Genomic DNA, 21,817 nt, shown 5'->3' on the forward strand with positions numbered 1-21,817 from the left:
ACGAGGCGGATACAGCGGGACGAAGGGGGCACCGGTCATGCCGGACGGGGGCTACAAAGCCGATTCAGAGGCGATGCTCACGGCGTCGACGTCGTTGGAGCGCGCGGCTGAGAACACGACGTCCGAGGCGGGGAAGGTGGGACCCACCCAGGTGCAACCCGCGGACTTCGGCCGAGTGCACAAGGACTACCAGAAGGGCTACGCCACCGGGATCCTCGCCATCTCCGACGCGATGAAGGGCTACGCGGGCCAGCTTACGCAGCTCGCCGGTGGCGTGAGTACCGCGTCGACCCGCTACACCTCATCCGACCAGTCGAACGCCGCGGCTGCCAACAAGGCGGGGACGCAATGAGCAAGTACACGTGGGAGCAGAAGAAAGCTCTCCTCGACGACCCGTACATCACCCAGGGCACGAAGGACAAGCTGCTCTTCGGCGGGGACGCGGCCTACGAGAAGGCCATCGCCGAACGTGACTCGAACGCGGCCGCGGACAAGAAACAGAAGACCGCCGTGGAGAAGGCGGACAAGGATCTCGACGCCATGGCCAGGCCGGCCGCGGGTGGTTCCACGACCAAGTCCGATCAGGTACTCGATCTGGGGAACCCGGCGCTCGACTTCTTTTCCGACTGGGCCGAGCAGGTCTGGAACAAGATGCCGGACCGGCCGTACGAGATCAATTACAAAACCGATGTCTGGGACCGGTTCCACGAGAACCGCGAGATCAATTTCCAGAAGATGTTCGACGAGGTCGAGGATCTAGGCGATGCAAAGAAAGCCGTCGAGCAGACCAGGACCGACGCGACAACGGCGCTGACCACGCTCTTCCACGATTGGAAGGGGGAGGGCGCGACGGCCGCGAAGGTCAAATACGAGCAGCGAATCCAGCCTGACGCGAAAGAACTCATCGCGCAGATGGACGGCGCCATCAAACTGGTGCCTTCGACCATCGACAAGATCTACAGCGCGCTCAAGCTGAAGGTCGACGAAACGCTGAAGCTGCGCGTCGACAAGGTCGCCACGGCGCCGCTGTTCACGGCGAAACAGGTCGTCGAGATCGCGAACGGCAACGTCGGTTCCAAAGAAAAGCTCTTGGACGTCGCGTACTGGCTCGACTCCGCGTGTCCGGGCAACAATCTCGCCGAGCGGCTGCGTCACGACGACTGCAAGCTGAACGACGAGAACAAGGATTATGCGATCGGGGCCGCGAAGCAGTGGCTGAAGGGTTCGTTCGCCAAAGAGTTCGGTGAGCGGTTCGAGAACTTCAAAAAGCTCTGCAAGAACGCGACCGACACGATCAACACGCAATATCACGAGCTTTCGCGATTCATGGAGGACTACACCAATCCGTTCCCCGCGCCCGGAGCCGCGAAGCCGCCCGCCGATGACGGCAAGGGAAATGGCAACGGAAACGGCAACGGGAATGGGAACGGAAACGGGAATGACAGCGGCAGCGGGACTCCACCCGGCGGCGGGGGTGGCACCCCGCCCGGTGGAGGTGGCGGCACGCCGCCGGCGGCGACGATTCCCGAGACGCCCAAGCCGGAGGACAAGCCCGCTGACGGCACGAACCCGATCACCGGGAAGCCGCTCGAGCTGGACCCCGAAACCGGCAAGCCGTACCCGATCGACCCGGCGACGGGCGAAGCGATCAAGGACGGCCTCGACGGTCAGGACACCATGACCGTCCAGAAGGGCGACAACAAGATCGAAATGTCCGAGCCGGACAAAGACGGCAAGATGGACATCAAGGTCGACGACGGCAAGGGCCACGAGAAGGACTACAAGCTCGACTTCGACGACCCGAAGGGCGAAGACGGCAAGCCCGGCGAAGAGGGTAAGGACGGTAAGAAGGACGGCGAGTTCGGTCCGCAGGGCGCGGTGAAGGAAGGCCAGCCCGGCGCCGACGGCGTCTACCGGCCCGGTCCGGACGGCAAGATCCACATCCAGGACGGCAACCTCAAGATCACGGCCGAGCAGCCGCAGGGCCCGAACGGCCCGACCGTGGTGACCGTCGACGACGGCAAGGGCGAACCCACGACTTACACCCTCGACGAAAAGGGTGAGAAGAAGGAACTCAAGCCCGGTGACGTCGTCCCGGTCGACGACCTCAAGAACGGCCTCGACGACCGGAATCCCGGCAATCCGCAACCGGGCCGGATGGACGACGTGCGCACGATGCCCGCACCGGCCGATGCCGGCGGCGCCGGCTTCAGTGCTCCGGGCGGTGTCGAGGTCGGTGCCAGTGTCGCTGGTGGTGCCGGTGGTGGCGAAGGGACCGCTGGGGTGTCCGTGGGGGCCGAGGCCTCCGGTGGCGCAGCGTCGGGAGCGAGTGGCGAAGGCACCGTGCCGACAGCGAGCGGCGGCGGAGGCAGCTTCGAAGGCGCGCTCGGCGGTGTCGGCGAGGCTGGTTCGGCGGGGTCGCTGAACGAAGCCGGTGCACTGGAGCCAGGCATGCAGACCGGGGGCGGCGCACAGCCGGCCGGGACTGACGGCGGACTCGGGATGGCGCCCGGCGGCATGGACCCGGCACCCGCGGGCGCCGGTGCCGGCGCGGGCGCGGCGTCCGCTGGAATGGGCGGCATGATGGGCGGAATGGGTGCCATGGGCGGCGCGGCCGGTGGTGGCGGGGGTGACACGCAACGCGGGTCGAGCCAGTACCGCGTCGAGGGTGGCATTTTCGAGACCAGTGGCGCGGGTGGCCGGATCAGCGGTTCGCTCGACGACGAGGGCGGCGACCGTTCGATCAGCTACGAGCGATGATCGGTAGCCGGGGAACGAGGGAGGACCGATGAGCGCTGTTGACCGGCTGGCGGCCGCCATGTCCAGGCAGGACGCGGCCATCACCGAGCAGTTGGAGCAGCGGGGGCTGCGAGAGCGGCGCCTCGCCGACGCCAAGGCTCAGGCGATGGAGACCATGCAGAAGGACGCGGCCGTCCACGACAAGTACGCCGCCCACATGCAGGAACTGGGGAAGCGGAGCAAGGAGGCCGGCGGCTGGCTGACCGGCAAGACGACCGCCGACCGCAGCCACACGATGGGCTTCGGCATCGAGGACGACGACAAACCGGACGCCCGGTTCGCCGAGTTCGGTGCTCGACCTGGCCTCGACTCTTCGCGGCCGGTCGCTCCGCCCCCGCTTCCGGTCGCCCCGGGGGTACCCGGCCTGCCTGCGACGGTGGACGTCCCGCCCGCGGTGCCTACGCCCGCTCCGAGCGGCGCGGCCCCTGAGGAACCTGCGGCGCCGGCGCGTCGCCGAGGTCGTCACGCCCGCGACGACAAGGGTTTCGACGACGACGACTTCTCGAACAACTCGTGGATGGTCGACTGACCCGCTTCACGCCCTAAGGGCCCGGCTCACCAGAGCCGGGCCCTTCTCTTTGCCCACTTCGCCTGCCCGGCCCAGGTCGACTTTCGCGGGCTAATCGCGATCCGGCGCCCTGGCCGCTCGCCCCGGCCCATGTCGACTTTCGCGGGCTAACCGTGACGCGTAGGCATGCTAAGTAAGCAGGGGGCGGGGCGCGGTCCGGATCGCGATTAGCCCGCTAAACGCAGGTCGGTGCGGGGGAGTGGGTCAGGCGGCGGGTTCGTCCTGGAGCTCGATGGGGGCGCGTTTGACGTCGGAGTCCAACAGCGACTGGTACTTCGTCGTCCCCGTCAGGTGCGTGAGGAAGAACGCTGTGAACAGCGCCCTCGTCAGCTGCTGGGTCCCGCGGTGCGGCTTCCCGTGCAGCAGGAGCTGGCTCCAGTGCCTGCCCTCGGTGACGCCGAGATGCGACGACTTCCCGAGCGTCCGCAGCTGCACCGGCCCGCCCCACGCGTCCGCGATGGCCTCGGCGTGCCCCGCCGACGGCGCGACGAGATCCTTGCCCGCCGCGAGGTGCAGACCGGGCACGGTCACCGACCGGGCGGACACCGTCGCGGGCGGCAGTGTCTGCGCGGGAGTGATGGTCGCGACAGCCTGGACCCGCGGCCGATCAGAGTCCTCGTCCGCCGCCTGCGCAGCGGCGAGGACGGCCGAACCGCCGCCGGTCGAGTGTCCCGCGAGGCCGAGCTTCGCCGGGTCGACGCTGATGCCGTCCGGTCCGAGGCGGACCGTCGTGATCAGGTCGAGCGTGGTGAGGAGGTCGCCGGCCAGCAGCCGGTGCGACGGCAGCGGCCCGCGCTGGGTGGCCGGGGCCGCCGCGACGATGCCCCAGCTCGCGAGGTGCCGGAGCAGGTGCCGGTAGCTCCCGGTGGGCTGCAGCCATCCGTGCCCGAACGCGATCGCGGGCAGACCGAGCCCCGAGCGGGGCGTGAACACGACACCGGGGAGCCCGACCAGGGCGAGGTTGCCGCGCAGAACCTCGTGCGGACCTGGGTGGGACAGCTCCGTGAGCAGCTGCTTGGGCTTGCTGGCCATGCTCGTGACCTTACTGCCCGTACCCCCGTCCAGCCCGCGCGCCGCCCCGGCGTTCGCCTTCAGCGGGCTAAACGCGACGCGTTCAGCCCGCTGAAGGCGATGGCGGGCGCCCGGGCGAAGGGGCGGAATTTCCCTCGTTAGGCTGGTGGCCGTGTGTGGAATCGTGGGATACGTCGGACACCGCCCGGCCCTGGACGTCGTCATCGGCGGCCTCCGGCGGATGGAGTACCGCGGCTATGACTCGGCAGGCGTCGCCGTCCTCGACGGCGCCGGTGCGCTGAACGTCGAGCGCAAGGCAGGCCGCCTGGCCAACCTGGAGACCCAGCTCGACACCGTCGGCAGGGACGCCTTCACCGGCACCGCCGGGATGGGTCACACCCGCTGGGCCACCCACGGCGCCCCCGTCGACCGCAACTCGCACCCGCACCGCGACGCCTCACAGCAGGTCGCCGTCGTGCACAACGGCATCATCGAGAACTTCGCCGCGCTGCGCGCCGAGCTTGAGGCCGTCGGCGTCGAGATGGCGAGCGACACCGACTCCGAGACCGCCGCACACCTGATCTCCCGCGCCTACACCGAAGGCGACACGAAGGGCGACTTCCCGGCCAGCGTCGCCGCGGTCTGCCGTCGGCTCGAAGGTGCGTTCACCCTGGTCGTGACCATCGCCGACCAGCCGGACACCATCGTCGCCGCCCGCCGCTCCTCGCCGCTGGTGGTCGGCGTCGGCGAGGGCGAGCACTTCGTCGCTTCCGACGTCGCCGCGTTCATCGAGCACACCCGCGAGGCGGTCGAGCTCGGCCAGGACCAGCTCGTCGTGATCACCCGCGACGGTTACGAGGTCACCGACTTCCACGGCGACGCCGCCCAGGCCAAGCCGTTCACCGTCGACTGGGACCTCTCCGCCGCGGAAAAGGGCGGCCACGAGTACTTCATGCTCAAGGAGATCGAGGAGCAGCCGGAGGCGCTGGCGAACACGCTGCGCGGCCACTTCGACGGCGGCCGGATCATCCTCGACGAGCAGCGCATCTCCGACCAGGACCTGCGCGACGTCGACAAGGTCTTCGTCGTCGCCTGTGGTTCCGCGTACCACTCCGGCCTGGTCGCCAAGTACGCCATCGAGCACTGGTGCCGTCTCCCGGTCGAGGTCGAGCTGGCCAGCGAGTTCCGCTACCGCGACCCCGTACTGGACCGCGCGACCCTGGTCGTCGCCGTCTCGCAGTCGGGCGAGACCGCGGACACCCTCGAAGCCGTCCGTCACGCGCGCGAGCAGAAGGCCCGCGTCCTGGCCGTCTGCAACACCAACGGCGCGCAGATTCCCCGTGAGTCCGACGCCGTCCTCTACACGCACGCCGGTCCGGAGATCGGTGTCGCCTCGACCAAGGCGTTCCTCGCCCAGATCGCGGCCAACTACCTGGTCGGCTTGGCGCTGGCCCAGGCCCGGGGCACCAAGTACCCGGACGAGGTCGCCCGCGAGTTCGCCGAGCTCGAGTCCATGCCCGCCGCGGTGCAGAAGGTTCTGTCCACTGTGGATCAGGTCCGTGACCTCGGCCGCCGGATAGCCGACTCGAAGGCCGTGCTGTTCCTCGGCCGTCACGTCGGTTTCCCAGTCGCCCTCGAAGGCGCGCTCAAGCTCAAGGAACTGGCGTACATGCACGCCGAGGGCTTCGCCGCCGGGGAGCTCAAGCACGGTCCGATCGCGTTGATCGAAGAAGGCCTGCCCGTCGTCGTGGTGATGCCGTCGCCGAAGGGGCGCGCGGTGCTGCATTCGAAGCTCGTGTCGAACATCAGCGAGATCCAGGCGCGCGGCGCCCGCACGATCGTGATCGCGGAAGAGGGCGACGAGACCGTCCGCCCGTTCGCCGACGAGCTGATCGAGATCCCGGCCGTGCCGACCCTGCTGCAGCCGCTGGTGTCGACGGTGCCGCTGCAGGTGCTGGCCGCGGAGATCGCCCGCACGCGCGGGTACGACGTCGACAAGCCGCGTAACCTGGCGAAGTCGGTCACCGTCGAGTAAGGACCGGAGGCGTCGTGCAGGGAATCTGGACCACGGAACGGATTCGCGCGGCGGAGGACCGGCTGCTCGCCGTCACTCCCGACGGCGAACTCATGCGCCGCGCGGCCTTCGGCCTGTCGGTGCACGCCGCCGAGATGCTCGCCGAGCACACGGGTTCGGTGTCCGGGCGGCGAGTGACCTTGCTTGTCGGCTCGGGCAACAACGGTGGCGACGCCTTGTGGGCGGGTGCGTTCCTGCGTCGTCGCAATGTGGCCGTCTCGGCGATCCTGCTGAAATCCGAACGCGCTCATGCTCAGGGTTTGGCCGCCTTGAAGCGATCCGGCGGCAAGGTGGTGTCCGTTGAGGATGGTCCACAGTGGATCGGCCGGGCGGACCTGGTCATCGACGGGATCGTCGGTATCTCGGCGCGAGGACCACTGCGGGCGGACGCCGCGGCGTTGTGGGAGCACGTGAGTTCGCCGGTGCTGGCCGTCGATCTGCCGAGTGGAGTGGATCCGGACACCGGCGCCGTCGACGGTCCCGCCGTCGTCGCCGACCGGACGGTCACCTTCGGCGCGCTCAAACCCGTGCACGCGCTCGCGCCCGCGTCGTGCGGCGAGGTCGCCCTGGTGGACATCGGGCTGCGACCGGAACTCGGCGATCCCGACCTGCAACGGCTCGACACGGCCGACGTCGCCGCGGCGTGGCCCGTCCCCGGTCCGGGGGACGACAAGTACAGCCAAGGCGTGGTCGGGGTGGCCGCGGGATCCGCGACGTACCCGGGCGCGGCCGTGCTCGCGGCCGGTGCCGCCGTGCGGGCGACGTCGGGGCTGGTGCGGTACGCCGGACACGCCGCGGACGTGGTGCGCGGACGGTGGCCCGAGACCATCGCGACAGGGTCGGTGACGGACGCGGGCCGGGTGCAGGCGTGGGTCGTCGGGCCGGGGATCGGCACCGGCCACGAGGGACGGGACGTGCTGCGGTTCGTGCTCGGGCGGGGTGTGCCGGTGTGCGCGGACGCCGACGCGACGACGATCATCGCGCACTCGCCCGACGTGCTCGACGCGCGTGATCCGGACACGCCGCTCGTGCTGACCCCGCACGCGGGCGAGTACGAGCGGCTGATGGGTTCGCCGCCAGGGGCGGACCGGGTCGCGGCGGCCCGGTCGGCCGCGCGGAAGTACGACGCCGTCGTGCTCCTCAAGGGGCACTGCACGGTGGTCGCGGCGCCGGACGGGCGCGCGCTGGTGAACACGCCGCAGGGCTCGTGGCTCGCGACGGCCGGTTCGGGGGACGTTCTGTCCGGTCTGGTCGGCGCGCTGCTCGCCGCCGGGCTCGATCCCTGGCTCGCCGCCGGGGCCGCCGCCCACGTGCACTCGCTCGCCGGATCGATGGCCGCCGACGGCGCTCCCACCTCGGCGTCCGGCATCCTCGACGCCGTCCCCGACGCCATCCGGGCCATTCGCTCTCACCCCCTCTGACCAGGGCCGCGTGTCGACTTTCGCCCCCTAACCGTGCTCTGACGGCACCCGCCCGCAGAGCACGATTAGGGGGCGAAAGTCGACCTGGGCCGCCGGAGGGGGAGGTGAGGGGAAATGGGAGAGTTATCGAGTTATGTGTTAACTCCGGGCGAATAATCTGGTAAGAAGCAGGTGTGAGCGCCGACACCCACCCCGCCGGGACCGCGATGGTCCGGGTCGTGAACGGTGTCGCCCATGTCTAAGACCAGGCCATCGGACGCCGCCGTCGAGCATCGGCGCCAGGAGATCCTCGACCACGTCATCGCCGCCGGCGAGGTCCGCATCGACGACCTCACCACGCGCTTCGGCGTCAGCCTGATGACGATGCACCGCGACCTCGACGACCTCGCCGAGCGCCGTCTCCTCCGCAAACTCCGCGGCAAGGTCGAGGCCTACCCGGCGACGACCATGGAGTCGGCCGCCCGCTTCCGCGACACCTTCAACCAGGCCGCGAAGGACGCGCTGGGCGAGGCCGCCGCGGCCCACGTCCAGTCCGGCCAGACCGTCTTCGTCGACGACTCGACGACGCTCTTCCCGCTCGTCCGCCGCCTCGGCGCGATCGAAGACCTGACCGTCATCACCAATTCGCTCGAAGCCGCCCGCATCCTCGGCCCGGCGAAGAGCGTCGAGGTCGTTCTCGCCGGCGGCCGCTATCACCACGAGTTCGATTCGTGCGCCGGGCCGGATGTCCTCGCCTTCCTCGAACGCACCCACGCCGACATCGCGTTCGTCTCGGTCGCCGCGGTCGCCGTCGGCCGCCTGTTCCACCCCGTCCAGGATTACGCCGCGCTCAAGCAGGCCGCGCTGCGCATCGCCAGCCACAACGTCCTGGTCGTCGACAACTCCAAGTTCGGCCGCACCGCCACGTTCGCGCACGGCGACATCGGCGACTACGACCTCCTGATCACCGACGACCTGACACCGACCGAGGAGATCGAGGCCGCGCTGAACGCGGGCACGGCCATCGAGCAGGTCGAGTGCGACCCAGAGGGGCCGGAATATGAAATCTGACCTGGTCGCCGGAATCGACTCGTCCACCCAGTCGACGAAGGTCGTCGTCTGCGACGCGAACACCGGCGAGATCGTCCGCACCGGCCGCGCTTCGCACCCCGACGGCACCGAGGTCGCCCCCTCGGCGTGGTGGGACGCGCTGCGCGAGGCCACGGACGGCCTGCTGGACGGCGTCGGAGCGATCGGCGTCGGCGGTCAGCAGCACGGCATGGTCACCCTGGACGAAGCGGGCGAGGTCGTCCGCCCCGCGCTGCTGTGGAACGACACCCGGTCCGCGAAGGCGGCCGAAGACCTCGGAAGTGAACTCGGCGCGGAGAACTGGGCGAAGTCCGTCGGCTCGGTCCCGGTCGCCAGCTTCACCGTCACGAAACTGCGCTGGATGGCGGAGCACGAGCCCGAGCTGGCCGATCGCGTCGCCCGTGTCCTGCTCCCGCACGACTGGCTGACCTGGCGGCTGCTGGGTGACGGCGCCGAGCCGGTCACCGACCGGGGCGACGCTTCCGGCACCGGCTACTTCTCGCCCGCCACCGGCACTTACCGCCAAGACCTCCTCGCGCACGCCTTCGGTGGCCGGACCCCGGAACTGCCCAGGGTCGTCGGTCCCGCCGAGGCCGTGGGGCACACGCCGGACGGGATCCTGGTCTCGGCCGGAACCGGCGACAACATGGCCGCCGCGCTGGGGCTCGAACTCGTCCCCGGCGACGTCGTGGTCTCGCTGGGCACCAGCGGCACCGTCTTCGGTGTCTCCGAGACCGCGAGCGCCGATCCCACCGGCATCGTCGCCGGCTTCGCCGACGCCACCGGCCGGTTCCTGCCGCTCGCCTGCACCCTCAACGCCGCCCGCGTGCTCACCGCCACGTCCGCGATGCTCGGCGTCGAGCTCGCGGACTTCGACGAACTGGCGCTCGCCGCCAGTCCCGGCTCCGGCGGCCTCACCTTCCTGCCCTACCTCGACGGCGAGCGGACACCGAACCTCCCGGACGCCAAGGGCACGCTCTTCGGCCTGACCCGCGCGAACATGACGCCGGACAACCTCGCCCGCGCCGCCGTCGAAGGCATGTTGTGCGGACTCGCCGCCGGCCTCGACGCCCTGCGCGAACAGGGGCTGGAGGTCCGCCGCGTGCTCCTGATCGGTGGCGGCGCGCAGTCGGCCGCCGTCCGCGCGGTCGCGCCGATCGTGTTCGGCGTGCCCGTCGTCATCCCCGAGGTCGCCGAGTACGTCGCGGTCGGTGCCGCACGGCAGGCGGCCTGGGCCCTCGCTTCCAGCACGGAACCTCCCCGCTGGCAGGAACAGCACGGCTACACCCCACTCGAGCCGACCGAGGCGGACAGCGCCGAGGGGCGCCGGATCCGGCAACGGCATCTCGAGGCCCGCGAACTCGGGCACGGCATTTCCGCGAAACCGAAAGAGGACTGAACCGATGGCCACGATCACCTACGACAAGGCGACCCGGCGCTACGCCGGTTCCGAGCGGCCCGCCGTGGACGCACTCGAACTCGAGATCGCCGACGGCGAATTCCTCGTGCTGGTCGGGCCTTCCGGCTGCGGCAAGTCCACCAGCCTGCGGATGCTCGCCGGCCTCGAGGACATCGACGAAGGCGCCGTCTGGATCGGCGACCGCGACGTCACGCAGCTGCCGCCGCGTGCCCGCGACATCGCGATGGTGTTCCAGAACTACGCGCTGTACCCGCACATGACCGTCGGCCAGAACATGGGCTTCGCGCTGAAGATCGCCGGCCGGCCGGCTTCGGAGATCAAGCAGAAGGTGCTCGACGCGGCCAAGCTGCTCGACATCGAGCAGTACCTCGACCGCAAGCCGAAGGCGCTCTCCGGTGGTCAGCGCCAGCGTGTCGCGATGGGCCGCGCGATCGTGCGTGAGCCGCAGGTCTTCCTGATGGACGAGCCGCTGTCGAACCTCGACGCCAAGCTGCGTGTTTCGACGCGTACACAGATCGCCGCCTTGCAGCGCCGCCTCGGCGTCACCACCGTGTACGTCACGCACGACCAGGTCGAGGCCATGACGATGGGCGACCGGGTCGCGGTCCTCTCCGACGGTCTCCTCCAGCAGTGCGACACCCCGCGCGCGCTGTACGACCGGCCCGCGAACGCTTTCGTCGCCGGTTTCATCGGCTCGCCCGCGATGAACCTCGTCACCGCGAAGCTCACCGCGGACGGTGCCGAGCTCGGCGGCGCGCGGGTGCCGCTGTCCCGCGAGATCCTCGCCAAGGCCGACGGTGACACGGTCACCCTCGGCTTCCGGCCCGAGTCCCTCGAAGTGACCACCAGCGAGGACGGCACCGTGCCGGTCAAGGTCGACCTCGTCGAGGAGCTCGGCTCGGACGCGTACGTCTACGGCAAGCTCGCCGAGACCGACGCCGAAGGCACGAAGTCGAACGTCGTCACCCGGGTCGACCCGCGCAAGCCGCCGGTCATGGGGGACACCCTGCACCTGCGGATCCGTCCCGACGAGCTGCACGTGTTCTCCGCCACTGACGGGGCGCGCCTGTCCTGAGCCCGGTCGTGGGAAACTGGTGGTCGTTATGACCGCCAGTTTCCCGCGTGCCGAAGTCGTGATCGACCTCTCCGCCATCCGGCACAACGTCGCCCTGCTCGCTTCCCGCGCCCCCGGTGCCCAGACGATGGCCGTGGTCAAGGCCGACGGCTACGGGCACGGCGCGCTCGAGGTCGGGCGGGCCGCCGTCGAAGGCGGGGCGACCTGGCTGGGTACCTGCTCCCTTGACGAAGCGATCGCGCTGCGCCGCGCGGGGATCGGGGTCCGGCTCTTCAGCTGGCTCGACACTCCCGAAGCCGACTTCGCGACCGCTGTCGCCGAAGACATCGACGTCGCTGTCAGCTCCCTCGACGAACTCGCTCGCGTGGCCGACGGCGCGCGCCGGGCGCGCGACTTCAGCGGGCTAAACGCGACCTCGCGAGTGCACCTCAAGATCGACACCGGCCTCTCCCGAAACGGCTGCCCACCCGCGGAATGGCAGGCGCTTGTGCAGGCGGCGGCCGCCGCTGAGCCGCTCGTCGAGGTCGTCGCGATCTGGTCGCACCTCGCCTGTGCCGACGAGCCGGGCCACCCTTCCATCGACGCGCAGGCCAAGCGGTTCGACGAGGCCTACGACGTCGCCCGCGCGGCCGGTCTGAACCCGATGCGTCACCTCGCGAACTCCGCCGCCGTGCTGACCAGGCCGGATCTCCACTTCGACCTCGTGCGCCCCGGGATCGCGATCTACGGGCTGAACCCGATACCCGCCGCCGAGGAGCTGCGCCCGGCGATGACCTTCAAGTCCTCGGTCGTGCTCACGAAACGCATCGCGGCAGGCGAGTCCGTGTCTTACGGGCACACCTGGACCGCCGAGCGCGACACCACCCTCGCCCTCGTGCCGGTCGGTTACGCCGATGGCGTGCCTCGGTCGCTGTCGGGCCGGATGGACGTCTGGCTCGGCGGACGTCGCCGTCCAGTGGTCGGACGCGTCTGCATGGACCAACTGATCGTCGATTGCGGAGATGACGAGCCCGCCGTCGGAAGCGAAGTGATCCTCTTCGGCCAGGGGACGTTTGGCGAGCCGACCGCCCGGGAATGGGCGGACAAGCTGGGGACGATCGACTACGAGATCGTGACCTCGATGTACCGCCCGCGAATCCACCGGACGTATCTGGAGGCAGGCTCGTGACACCTTCACGACGACTGCTGGCCATCGTCGGCGGGGTCGGGGCGGTGGCCACCGGCACCGCCGCCGCGATCGCCGTCGCCGCACAGCAGCGGCGGCAGAGTGAGGATCCGTTCGTGGACGAGCCGTTGGGGGATCTTGAACCGGATCGGACATCGACCGTGGCGGCGGAGGACGGCACGCCGCTCACGGTCGAGGAGATCGATCCGGCCGATGGGGGCGAACCGGAGCTGACCGTCGTCGGCGTGCACGGGTTCGCGCTGTCGAAGCGCTGCTGGCATTTCCAGCGGCGAGACCTCGCGTCACTGAGGTTGCCGCGGGTGAGGCAGGTTTACTACGACCATCGCGGGCACGGGCTTTCCGGCGCCGCGAACGCCGAAACCAGCACCATCGAACAGCTCGCGCGCGACCTCGACATGGTCGTGCGTTCGGTGGCGCCGGAGGGACCCATCGTGCTCATGGGGCACTCGATGGGCGGCATGGTGATCATGGAGCTCGCCGCGGAGCACCCTGAACTGTTCGACGACCGCGTGTGCGGCGTCGCGTTCATCGCGACGGCCGCGGGTGAGGTCGGCGCGCGAGGGCTGCCAAGGTCGCTGCTTTCGAAGTACAACCCGCTCACCCGGGGTGTCGGCGGCCTGGCGGGCTGGCAGCCGGGCCTGGTCGAGTTCGTGCGGGCGGCGGGCGGGCAGCTGACCAGGCAGGCTGTCCGGAGGCTGGCGTTCGGCAGCCGGGAGGTGTCGCCGCGCCTCGTCGACTTCATGCTGGAAATGCTCGAAGTGACGCCGGTGCGCGGGCTCGTGAACTTCGTCGACACGCTGGGCAGCCACAATCGGTATGCCGCGCTCGCCGGGTTGAAGCACGCGCATGTGCTGGTCATCGGCGGGGATTCCGACCGCTTCACGCCGATCGCGCACGCCGAGCGGATCGCGGCCGAACTGCCGGACGCGGAGCTGGTGCGCGTGCGCGGCGCGGGACACATGGTGCAGCTGGAACAACCTGAACTGGTGAACAGCCACCTGATCGACCTGATGCAACGGTGCACGGGCACCGATGGTGAACCTTCCGACCGGCGGACCTGGTGGTGGCAGCGCTGATGAACTTCGCATTCCCGACTCCCGAGTCGACCATGGACTTCGGGCGTGCGCTCGGGCGTTCCCTGCGCGCGGGCGATCTGGTGTTGCTCGCCGGGCCGCTCGGGGCGGGCAAGACGACGCTGACCCGCGGGATCGCGGACGGTCTCGGCGTCGGCGGGCGGGTCAGCTCGCCGACGTTCGTGCTGGCCCGGGTCCATCCGGCGGGTGAAGCCGGGGTCGCTTTGGTGCACGTCGACGCGTACCGCCTGGGCGGGGACCTCTCGCAGCTCGACGACCTGGACCTCGACACCGAACTGGAGAGGTCCGCGCTGGTGGTCGAGTGGGGTGAGGGTGCCGCGGAGCGGCTTTCGGACGACTACCTCGTCGTACGCCTGGAGCGTCGCGACGACGATGTCCGCATGGTCACCTTGGAACCGCACGGTACCTGGGCGTCCCGTACCCCCGACCTGCGTTTCGCGGGCTAATCGCGATCTGCGGGCCGGAGCGCGTTTAGCGGGCTAAACGCGATCTCACCCGGATGCCGCGTCAGGGCGGAGCCGGCAGAGCGTCCCCTTCGCGCCCCAAGCGGGGTTTGAGGGCGCGCATGCCGCTGACTCCTACAGCGGCATGCGCACCCTGTCCGGTCAGGCCGCGCCTAGACGGCCGGGGCCGGGCCACTTCGGCCGCGCCGATGGTGAAGCCACCACAGCCCGCACAGGCCGATCACCCCGGTTTGCGCGGCTGGCGTCGCGACGATGGCCAGTGCGAGGAGTGCGGTGATCAAAGCGAACCAGTAGAGCAGGACGCGCCTGGTGTTTTCCCGGCTGCCGAAGAACGTGCTTCGCCAGAAATCGGGCCACTGATCCGCTGGACGCAGATGGACGCGTCGGCAGGCGGGGTCGGTGACCATGCCGGCCGGTTCGCCTGCCAAATCGAGTAATTCGTCGAGACTGACTTCTGCCGGGTGACACCCGCCGTGGTGATCCTGGTTCGTATCCGGGGTCATCGCGTGCGGCTGGGGTGGCTCCTCTGGCATACCGCCGGAACACGGCGCTACGCTGGGCATGTTTGACGCCTCCATAGAACTTTTCCGGGTTGATGGAGCTGTTGAACTTCAAGCGGCTCCCCGGGCATGGGGAGCCGCTTCCTTATGTGCGGTGTTTCGGTGGTTGCCGAGCCGCAACACCAGCCATTGTGGACGAACTTTCCGGACCTACGGGGCGGTAAGTGAAAGGTTGCTGAATTCTGCGGTGAGCGGTCGGCGTAATTCACCCCGGGTCATCGGATTGTGCCGCTATAACTCGAAAGAGTGGTTGCGGGCGCGGGGCGCCATCTTATTGCGCAGAGAGCGAGAGCGGAGTCCACTCAGGGTGGTTCGCCTTCACGCTATCGAGTGATGTCTCGTTATCGGTCGGGGAAGAATTGTTCGGTAGCGGACATTCGGCCGGGGCATTCGCACATGCAGATGACCGTGATCGGCATATCGTGCCCACTCAACGCCGACCTTCGACCGTTTGCCGCTTCCCATTCCGCGGTGAATGGTCATGGGCCCCGACGCCACGGAAGGTATCGATGATTTTTCAATCACCTTCGCCCGCTCCGCCTGCGTCAAGTCGACTTTCGCCCCCTAATCGCGACGCGTAGGCAGGCGAAGCAGGGAGCGTCGTGGCGGCCCGGATCGCGTTTAGGGGGCTAAACGCGATCCGGGCGGCCGACGACGGAGCGCGCGATTCCCAGGTCGACCAGGTCTTGGGGGCGTAGCCGCAGGTGGTCCGCGAGGGCGGGGACTTCGTCGGCGGGCAGCTTCAGGATCGCCGCGGCCGCCTCCGGCGCGGTGACCGAGAAGTACGCGTCGGGCGTCACCCAGGTCGACCCCGGCGCCGCGAACGCGAGCGCGCCACCGGACCCGCCTTCCCCGATCACCAGCGTCGTCATCGGCACGGCCGCGCTCGCGACCGCCTCGAACAGTTCCGCGATCGCGGCTCCGGCGCCGTCTCGCTCGGCCGCCGCGTCGTTGGCCGCGCCAGGGGTGTCGACGAGGGTGAGCACCGGGATCCCGAGCCTGGACGCGAGCCGCACCAGACGCGCCGCCGTCCGGAAGCCCGCGGGCAGCGTCGGCGTTCCGCATTGTGCCGCGTACGCGATCGCCCGGCCGTCTCGCCAGCCGAAGCCGCAGAGGACACCGGCGTCGACTCCTCCGCACCTGTCGCCCCAGACCTCCTCACGCCAATCGAAGTACGCATCGAGGTACTCAGCCGCCCTCGGTCGATCAGCGGCGCGCGCCGCCTGAACCGCGTCCCATCCCCTCTCGGGCAACTCCAGCGACCCCAGCGCGCCGGGAGGCTCAGCGGCCCCTGGCGTCCGCGAAGTCAGCAAGCGCAACCACCGTTCCAGCACAGCGGGCAGGTCGGCGGGCGGCACGATCTGATCGACCTGGCCCCACGCGAGTTTCGCTTCGGCCGTGTAGGCCTCCGCGGGCGCGTCGGCCGGCCGCACCCGGGAGCCGGCGAAACCAACCTGTGCCTCGGGCAACGCGAGGATGACGTCGGCGCTCGCCCCGAGCGTCGCCCAGCCGCCACCCGTGGTCGGATCGCGCAGCACCGAGATCTGCGGTACCGATCGGGCACCGGCCGCCGCCCGCGCGATGCGCTGCAACTGCGAAAGCGCGCGCATCCCTTGCTGCATGCGGCTGCCGCCGGTCGCGATCAGCGAAACCACCGGCAGCCCGGCTTCCACCGCCCGCGCGAACGCCGCCTCCACGCGATCACCGGTCCGCTGACCGATCGATCCGCCGAGGAAGCCGAACTCGAAGGCGATCACGACCGCCTCGACGTCACCGATCTTGGCGGTCCCGCAGAGGACGGACTCCTCTTCACCGGACCGCTCGGCGGCGGCTTCACGCGCCGCGCGGTAGCCCGGCCAGCCGATCGGCCCGTCGTCCGGCTCGTCGGATCGTGGGAGGTCCAGGTCCTCGAAACCGGTCGCGATCTCCTTGATGACGGTCCGCGCGGAAGGCCTGCTCACCCGAGCGCCCGCTTCATGACCTTGCCCATGTCGTTGCGCGGCAGGGCCTCCAGATAACGGACCACCCGAGGTCGCTTGTGCGGCGACAGCAGGCGTGAGACGTGGTCGGCGAGTTCCGACTCCGTGGGGCGGTCCCCGTCGGGCACCACCCAGGCCACGATGCGCTCGCCGAGATCGTCGTCGGGCTCGCCGGTGACCGCGACCTCCGCGACACCGGGATGCTCCATGAGCGCGTTCTCGATCTCGCCCGCGCCGATCTTGTAGCCGCCGCTCTTGATCAGATCCGTCGCCTTCCGGCCGACGATCTTCACGTAGCCGGCCGCGTCGCGGGTCGCCATGTCGCCGGTCCGGAACCAGCCGTCGTCGAAGGCGGCTTCGGTCGCGTCGGGGCGATTGAGGTATTCGGTGAACAGGTTCGGCCCGCGGACCTGGATCTCTCCGACGGTCTCGATCTCCTCGACGGGATTCCCGGCTTCGTCCACGAGACGCAGGTTGACGCCGCTCAGCGGGACGCCGACGGTGCCGGGGACACGCTCGCCGTCGGCGCGGACGCTGGTGTTCATCAGCGTCTCGGTCATCCCGTAGCGCTCGATCACGTGCTGGCCGGTCGCCGCGGTGATGCGCTGGTGGTCGTGGACCGGGAGCGCGGCCGACCCGGAGACGAGCAGCCGGGCGCCGCTCAGCGCCTCGGCGAGCGACGGGTTGTCGGCGACTTCGGCGGCGATGCGGTGATACATGGTCGGGACGCCGAACATCATCGTCGCCCCGGTCGCGAGTTCGCGGGCGGCGCCTTCCGTGGAGAACCGGCCGAGATGCCGGACCGAGCCGCCACGCCGGAGCGGTCCGAGGATGCCGAGGATCAGGCCGTGCACGTGGAACAGCGGGAGACCGTGCACGAGGACGTCGTCGGCTGTCCATTCCCAGGCGTCTTCGAGCGCGTCGAGGGTGGTCGAGATCGCGCGGCGGGGGAGGACGACGCCCTTCGGCGGGCCGGTGGTGCCGGAGGTGTAGACGATCAGCGCCGGCGCTTCGACGTCCGGTTCCGCGGGGAGATCGACGGCTGCGCCTTCGAGGGTGATGTCGCGTCGTGGCAGGCCGTCGAGACCGGAGGGCAGGTCGGCGCCCGGTTCGGCGAGTACGAGGACGGGTTCGCTGTCGGCGAGGATGTGGGCGAGTTCGCGCTCGCCGATCTTCGGGTTGAGCGGGATGGCGGGGACGCCGGCGAGCAGGGCGGCGATCACGGCGACGCTGGTGTGCACAGTCGGGGTGGCCCAGACGGCGACACGGCCGCTCGGCAGGTCACGGGCGAGCGTGCCGGCGACGGCGGCGAGGTCGGCGTAGGTCAGGGAGGTGCCGCCGAAGCGGAGGGCCTCCTTGTCGCCGCCGCTCGCGAGCGTGGGGAACAACCGATCGGGCACCGTGTGACCTCCTGCTCGACTCCACCGGCCGGGGCGCGTGGATCGAGGGCCCCTCGCTGGACCGTACCGCGCTATCCGCCCCCACCTCTGCGACCCGCTTCACACCCGCCCCGGATCGCGATTAGGGGGCGAAAGTCGCTCTGGCGCCGGGACCGCGGGAGCGACTTTCGCCCCCTGATCGCGATCCGGTGGCGGGGGAGCGGGCGGGGGAAGCGGCACGGCAGCGGAGCGCGTTCAGCCCGCTAAACGCGACGCGGGGGTCTGGTCGTAGGCTTGGTAACCGTGCTGGTACTGGCCATCGACACCTCGACCCCGGCGGTCACCGCAGGCCTCGTCGCCCTGGACGGCGACGCGCTCGAATCCCGCGGCGACCGCGTCACGGTCGACCCCCGCGCGCACGGCGAGCTGATCACGCCCCACGCCCTCGAAGCGGTCAAGGCCGCGGGCGTCACGCTCCGCGACCTCGACGCCATCGTCTGCGGCGTCGGCCCCGGCCCCTTCACCGGCCTCCGCGCCGGCATGGCGACCGCCGCCTCGCTCGCCCACGCGCTCGGCATCCCGGCCCACCCGGTTTGCAGCCTCGACGCGATCGCCGCCGACGTCGCCCCCGGCGAAGCGCCGTTCCTCGTCCTCACCGACGCGAGGCGCCGCGAGGTCTACTGGGCCGCGTACGCCGCCGACGGCTCTCGCACCGACGGCCCGCACGTTCAGCGCCCAGCCGAACTCGAAACCACCGTCAAGGTCGCGGCGGGCGACGGCGCGCTTCTCTACGCGGACGCCCTCGGCGTCCAGCCGATCGAGCCGCGCTTCCCGTCACCTCTCGGACTGGTCAAGGCGGCTCGCAAGGACTTCGGAAGCGAGCCCGCCCCGCTCACACCTCTCTACCTCCGCCGCCCCGACGCCGTCGAGCCGGCCGCGCGCAAGAAGGTGACCTCGCCGTGAGGCTGGAACCCTTGCACCGCAAGGATATCCGTCGCTGTGTCGAGATCGAGAAGATCCTCTTTCCCGGGGATTCGCCGTGGAGCGCCTACGCCTTCCACGCGGAACTCGACGCGGGCGGTCACTATCTCGTGGCACGCCCGGACGAAAGCGACGAGGTCATCGGTTACGCCGGTCTCGCCATCGTCGGCCGCCGCGGCGACTACGAGACGAGCATCCACACGATCGGCGTCGACCCGGCATGGCAGCGCACCGGGATCGGCACCGCGCTGCTGAAGGCGCTCCTCGACCGCGCCGACGAACTCGTCGCGCCGGTGTTCCTCGAAGTCCGTACCGACAACGAGGCGGCGATCGCGCTCTACGAGCGGCACGGTTTCGAACGCATCGGTCTCCGGAAGCGCTACTACCAGCCCTCCGGCGCCGACGCCTACACGATGGCCCGTCCGCGGGCCCAGGTCCGAGACGAGGTGGCCGGCTGATGCCGCGCATCATCATGGGCATCGAAAGTTCGTGCGACGAGACCGGTGTCGGGCTCGTCCGCCTGCACGACGACAACACGGTCGAACTCCTCGCCGACGAGGTCGCCTCCAGCGTGGACCAGCACGCCCGCTTCGGCGGCGTCGTCCCCGAGGTCGCCAGCCGCGCGCATCTGGAAGCGATGGTCCCGACCGTCGAACGCGCCTTCGCCACGGCCGGACTGAAACTGTCCGATGTGGACGCGATCGCGGTCACCGCCGGACCCGGTCTCGCCGGGGCGCTGCTGGTGGGTGTCGCCGCGGCCAAGGCGTACGCCGCCGCGCTCGACATCCCGCTCTACGGCGTCAACCATCTGGCCGGGCACATCGCGGTCGACACGCTCCAGCACGGACCGTTGCCCGAACGCTGCCTCGCGCTGCTCGTCTCCGGCGGGCATACGCAATTGCTGCTGGTGGACGACATCGCGGCTGAGATCACCGAACTCGGGTCCACTGTGGACGACGCGGCGGGTGAGGCCTACGACAAGGTCGCCCGCGTTCTCGGCCTGCCTTACCCGGGCGGCCCGCCCATCGACAAGGCCGCCAAGAACGGTGACGGCGCGGCCATCGCGTTCCCTCGCGGGATGACCGGGCCGCGCGACGCCAAGTTCGACTTCTCCTTCTCCGGCCTGAAAACCGCCGTCGCTCGCTGGGTGGAAGACGCCGAACGCCGCGGCGAGGAGATCCCTGTCGACGACGTCGCCGCTTCGTTCCAGGAGGCCGTCGCCGACGTTCTCACCATGAAGGCGATCCGCGCTGCCAAGGAACACGGCGTGGACACGCTGGTGATTTCCGGTGGTGTGGCGGCGAATTCGCGCCTGTCCGAACTCGCCGCCGAGCGCTGCGCCGAGGCTGGTCTCCACCTGCGCGTCCCGCGACCCCGGCTGTGCACGGACAACGGCGCGATGATCGCCGCGCTCGGCGCGCATGTGGTCGCCGCCGGACGGCCGCCGGCATCGCTCGACTTCTCCGCCAACCCGGCGCTTCCGGTCCAGATCGTCTCGATCTAACGCGTTTCGGCGGCGGTGCGCGGCGCGGGCGCGAGATCGAGCAGCTCTTCCAGCGCCGCCACCGTCAACGCGGCCGCATTGCCGTCACCGTAAGGGTTTCCGGCGTGCGTCGGGTGGAGATCGCCGCGCAGGATCTTGGCCGCGGTGTCGGCGATGAGCCCGGTGTCCGTCCCGACCAGCCACGCGCAGCCGGCCTCGATGGCCTCGCGCCGTTCGGTGACGTCGCGAAGCACGAGGACGGGCGTGCCGAACGTCGGCGCTTCTTCCTGGATACCGCCGGAATCGGTCAGGACCAGCTCGGCGAGCCGTAGCGCGCGCACGAGATCGGGATACTCGAGCGGCTCGGTGATCGTCACCCGCGGCGTCCCGCCGAGCGCGGTCAGGACCTGCTCCCGCACGGCCGGATTGGGATGCACCGGGAACAGCACCTGGACGTCGCTGTGCTCCGCGACGATCAGTTCGATGGCCGCGAGCGTGCGGCTCAGCGGCTCGCCCCAGGACTCGCGCCGGTGCGACGTGACGAGGACGAGACGTTCGTTCGCCTCGGCGATTTCCATCTCCAGCAACGCGAGCGCGGTGTCCCTGGCGGGCAGATCGCGCTCGGCGATCGCGATGACGGCGTCGACGACGGTGTTGCCGGTGACCGCGATCCGTTGCCGCGGAACACCTTCCGCGCGCAGCGCGGCCGCGGCACCCGGCGTCGGAGCGAGATGCAGGGCGGCGATCCGCGAGATCATCTGCCGGGTGCCCTCTTCGGGGAACGGCGCCGCGAGATCGTGCGTGCGCAGTCCCGCTTCCAGGTGCACGACCGGGATGCCCAGCCAGAACGCGGCGAGCGCGCCCGCCAGCCCGGTGGTGGTGTCGCCTTGCACGACGACCGCCGCCGGTGCGACCTGACGCAGCAACCGATCGAGTGCGGGCAGCAGCCCGGAGACCAGCTCCGCCTGCGAGCCCGTGTCCCGGGGCGGGGTGTCGAGCCAGGCGTCGACCGGCAGACCGAACGGGGCCAGCGCCTGCTCGACCATGCCCTGATGCTGTCCACTGTGGACGACGAGGGGTCGTAGGCGCGGGTGTTCCGCCAGTGCCAGTGCCAGCGGCGCGAGCTTGACCGCTTCCGGCCGGGTCCCGGCCAGCAACATCACATCCACGCGTTCGCGCTCCTCATCCACGATTTCGAGTGTCCCGGAGAAACCCGGTGACGGCCGCCGGCGTGCGAGGGGCCCACGCCGGCGGC

The 21,817-nt window shown here is 70.1% G+C and carries 19 protein-coding genes; 14 read left to right on the forward strand and 5 right to left on the reverse strand.

Translation table 11 applies throughout. The features are described from left to right. The first annotated feature begins 37 nt into the window (after nt 1-37). The 3 genes from AVL48_RS28335 to AVL48_RS28345 are packed head-to-tail and all read left to right on the forward strand — an operon-like array spanning nt 38 to nt 3,328. Nucleotides 38-352, forward strand: coding sequence for a hypothetical protein (locus AVL48_RS28335; RefSeq protein WP_061983361.1), 315 nt, complete (start codon nt 38-40; stop codon nt 350-352). Beyond that, entirely contained in the window at nt 349-2,760 is a 2,412-nt protein-coding gene (locus tag AVL48_RS28340; protein ID WP_061983362.1) for a collagen-like domain-containing protein, read from the forward strand. Before AVL48_RS28335 ends, AVL48_RS28340 begins: the two co-directional genes overlap by 4 nt. Before the next feature lie 28 nt (nt 2,761-2,788). Further along, a complete protein-coding gene (locus AVL48_RS28345; RefSeq protein WP_061983363.1) occupies nt 2,789-3,328 on the forward strand; it encodes a hypothetical protein in 540 nt (179 codons plus the stop codon). A 243-nt stretch (nt 3,329-3,571) separates the two neighbouring features. On the opposite strand, the gene AVL48_RS28350 is transcribed toward AVL48_RS28345, so the two are convergent. Next, nucleotides 3,572-4,399 (reverse strand): dienelactone hydrolase family protein, encoded by an 828-nt coding sequence (locus AVL48_RS28350; protein WP_061983364.1) that lies wholly within the window; start codon nt 4,397-4,399, stop codon nt 3,572-3,574. A gap of 151 nt (nt 4,400-4,550) precedes the next feature. Here AVL48_RS28350 and glmS point away from each other — a divergent pair, with 151 nt between their 5' ends. The 8 genes from glmS to tsaE all read left to right on the forward strand — a co-directional run bounded on the left by glmS (nt 4,551) and on the right by tsaE (nt 14,162). Further along, nucleotides 4,551-6,413 carry a glutamine--fructose-6-phosphate transaminase (isomerizing) gene (glmS, locus tag AVL48_RS28355; protein WP_061983561.1) on the forward strand — a complete coding sequence of 621 codons (1,863 nt, stop codon included), beginning with the start codon at nt 4,551-4,553 and terminating at the stop codon, nt 6,411-6,413. A gap of 14 nt (nt 6,414-6,427) precedes the next feature. Further along, a complete protein-coding gene (locus tag AVL48_RS28360; RefSeq protein ID WP_061983365.1) occupies nt 6,428-7,873 on the forward strand; it encodes a bifunctional ADP-dependent NAD(P)H-hydrate dehydratase/NAD(P)H-hydrate epimerase in 1,446 nt (481 codons plus the stop codon). 234 nt (nt 7,874-8,107) lie between these two features. Continuing rightward, nucleotides 8,108-8,923 carry a DeoR/GlpR family DNA-binding transcription regulator gene (locus tag AVL48_RS28365; protein WP_061983366.1) on the forward strand — a complete coding sequence of 272 codons (816 nt, stop codon included), beginning with the start codon at nt 8,108-8,110 and terminating at the stop codon, nt 8,921-8,923. After that, nucleotides 8,913-10,340: a xylulokinase gene (gene xylB / locus AVL48_RS28370; protein WP_061983367.1), complete on the forward strand. Its 1,428-nt coding sequence runs from the start codon at nt 8,913-8,915 to the stop codon at nt 10,338-10,340. The genes AVL48_RS28365 and xylB overlap by 11 nt, the downstream gene beginning before the upstream one ends. 4 nt (nt 10,341-10,344) lie before the next feature. Next, on the forward strand, nt 10,345-11,436 hold the full coding sequence (locus tag AVL48_RS28375) for an ABC transporter ATP-binding protein (protein ID WP_044855699.1): 1,092 nt from the start codon (nt 10,345-10,347) through the stop codon (nt 11,434-11,436). A gap of 28 nt (nt 11,437-11,464) precedes the next feature. Continuing rightward, the gene (gene alr / locus AVL48_RS28380) at nt 11,465-12,604 is read left to right on the forward strand and encodes an alanine racemase (RefSeq protein ID WP_061983368.1); all 1,140 of its coding nucleotides are present in this window, start codon (nt 11,465-11,467) and stop codon (nt 12,602-12,604) included. After that, a complete protein-coding gene (locus AVL48_RS28385) occupies nt 12,601-13,698 on the forward strand; it encodes an alpha/beta fold hydrolase (RefSeq protein WP_061983369.1) in 1,098 nt (365 codons plus the stop codon). The genes alr and AVL48_RS28385 overlap by 4 nt, the downstream gene beginning before the upstream one ends. Continuing rightward, nucleotides 13,698-14,162 carry a tRNA (adenosine(37)-N6)-threonylcarbamoyltransferase complex ATPase subunit type 1 TsaE gene (gene tsaE / locus AVL48_RS28390; RefSeq protein ID WP_061983562.1) on the forward strand — a complete coding sequence of 155 codons (465 nt, stop codon included), beginning with the start codon at nt 13,698-13,700 and terminating at the stop codon, nt 14,160-14,162. The genes AVL48_RS28385 and tsaE overlap by 1 nt, the downstream gene beginning before the upstream one ends. A gap of 170 nt (nt 14,163-14,332) precedes the next feature. Here tsaE and AVL48_RS28395 read toward each other — a convergent pair whose 3' ends face one another. The 3 genes from AVL48_RS28395 to AVL48_RS28405 form a co-directional block, all read right to left on the reverse strand. Next, nucleotides 14,333-14,683, reverse strand: coding sequence for a hypothetical protein (locus tag AVL48_RS28395; protein WP_156515780.1), 351 nt, complete (start codon nt 14,681-14,683; stop codon nt 14,333-14,335). Nucleotides 14,684-15,369: 686 nt separating this feature from the next. Continuing rightward, entirely contained in the window at nt 15,370-16,701 is a 1,332-nt protein-coding gene (locus AVL48_RS28400; protein ID WP_061983371.1) for a carboxyl transferase domain-containing protein, read from the reverse strand. Further along, nucleotides 16,698-18,119 (reverse strand): acyl-CoA synthetase, encoded by a 1,422-nt coding sequence (locus AVL48_RS28405; RefSeq protein ID WP_061983372.1) that lies wholly within the window; start codon nt 18,117-18,119, stop codon nt 16,698-16,700. The genes AVL48_RS28400 and AVL48_RS28405 overlap by 4 nt, the downstream gene beginning before the upstream one ends. Before the next feature lie 282 nt (nt 18,120-18,401). Here AVL48_RS28405 and tsaB point away from each other — a divergent pair, with 282 nt between their 5' ends. The 3 genes from tsaB to tsaD are packed head-to-tail and all read left to right on the forward strand — an operon-like array spanning nt 18,402 to nt 20,583. Continuing rightward, complete coding sequence (gene tsaB, locus AVL48_RS28410) at nt 18,402-19,061, forward strand: tRNA (adenosine(37)-N6)-threonylcarbamoyltransferase complex dimerization subunit type 1 TsaB (RefSeq protein ID WP_061983373.1); 660 nt, start codon at nt 18,402-18,404, stop codon at nt 19,059-19,061. After that, nucleotides 19,058-19,537, forward strand: coding sequence for a ribosomal protein S18-alanine N-acetyltransferase (gene rimI / locus AVL48_RS28415; RefSeq protein WP_061983374.1), 480 nt, complete (start codon nt 19,058-19,060; stop codon nt 19,535-19,537). The genes tsaB and rimI overlap by 4 nt, the downstream gene beginning before the upstream one ends. Further along, nucleotides 19,537-20,583: a tRNA (adenosine(37)-N6)-threonylcarbamoyltransferase complex transferase subunit TsaD gene (gene tsaD / locus AVL48_RS28420; RefSeq protein WP_061983375.1), complete on the forward strand. Its 1,047-nt coding sequence runs from the start codon at nt 19,537-19,539 to the stop codon at nt 20,581-20,583. Before rimI ends, tsaD begins: the two co-directional genes overlap by 1 nt. Here the strand turns inward: tsaD and wecB are convergent. Further along, nucleotides 20,580-21,731: a non-hydrolyzing UDP-N-acetylglucosamine 2-epimerase gene (gene wecB / locus AVL48_RS28425; RefSeq protein ID WP_061983563.1), complete on the reverse strand. Its 1,152-nt coding sequence runs from the start codon at nt 21,729-21,731 to the stop codon at nt 20,580-20,582. The genes tsaD and wecB overlap by 4 nt on opposite strands. Nucleotides 21,732-21,817 lie beyond the last annotated feature (86 nt).

Origin of the sequence: Amycolatopsis regifaucium (assembly GCF_001613935.1) — a bacterium.
GTDB lineage: Bacteria > Actinomycetota > Actinomycetes > Mycobacteriales > Pseudonocardiaceae > Amycolatopsis > Amycolatopsis regifaucium.

Bases quoted from the DNA above. Each gene is read 5' to 3' on its own strand.
- tsaE (WP_061983562.1), top strand. From the start codon at position 13,698: ATGAACTTCGCATTCCCGACTCCCGAGTCGACCATGGACTTCGGGCGT.
- AVL48_RS28335 (WP_061983361.1), top strand. From the start codon at position 38: ATGCCGGACGGGGGCTACAAAGCCGATTCAGAGGCGATGCTCACGGCG.
- AVL48_RS28350 (WP_061983364.1), bottom strand. From the start codon at position 4,399: ATGGCCAGCAAGCCCAAGCAGCTGCTCACGGAGCTGTCCCACCCAGGT.
- AVL48_RS28375 (WP_044855699.1), top strand. From the start codon at position 10,345: ATGGCCACGATCACCTACGACAAGGCGACCCGGCGCTACGCCGGTTCC.
- AVL48_RS28395 (WP_156515780.1), bottom strand. From the start codon at position 14,683: ATGACCCCGGATACGAACCAGGATCACCACGGCGGGTGTCACCCGGCA.
- AVL48_RS28365 (WP_061983366.1), top strand. From the start codon at position 8,108: ATGTCTAAGACCAGGCCATCGGACGCCGCCGTCGAGCATCGGCGCCAG.
- AVL48_RS28340 (WP_061983362.1), top strand. From the start codon at position 349: ATGAGCAAGTACACGTGGGAGCAGAAGAAAGCTCTCCTCGACGACCCG.
- AVL48_RS28345 (WP_061983363.1), top strand. From the start codon at position 2,789: ATGAGCGCTGTTGACCGGCTGGCGGCCGCCATGTCCAGGCAGGACGCG.
- tsaD (WP_061983375.1), top strand. From the start codon at position 19,537: ATGCCGCGCATCATCATGGGCATCGAAAGTTCGTGCGACGAGACCGGT.
- xylB (WP_061983367.1), top strand. From the start codon at position 8,913: ATGAAATCTGACCTGGTCGCCGGAATCGACTCGTCCACCCAGTCGACG.
- alr (WP_061983368.1), top strand. From the start codon at position 11,465: ATGACCGCCAGTTTCCCGCGTGCCGAAGTCGTGATCGACCTCTCCGCC.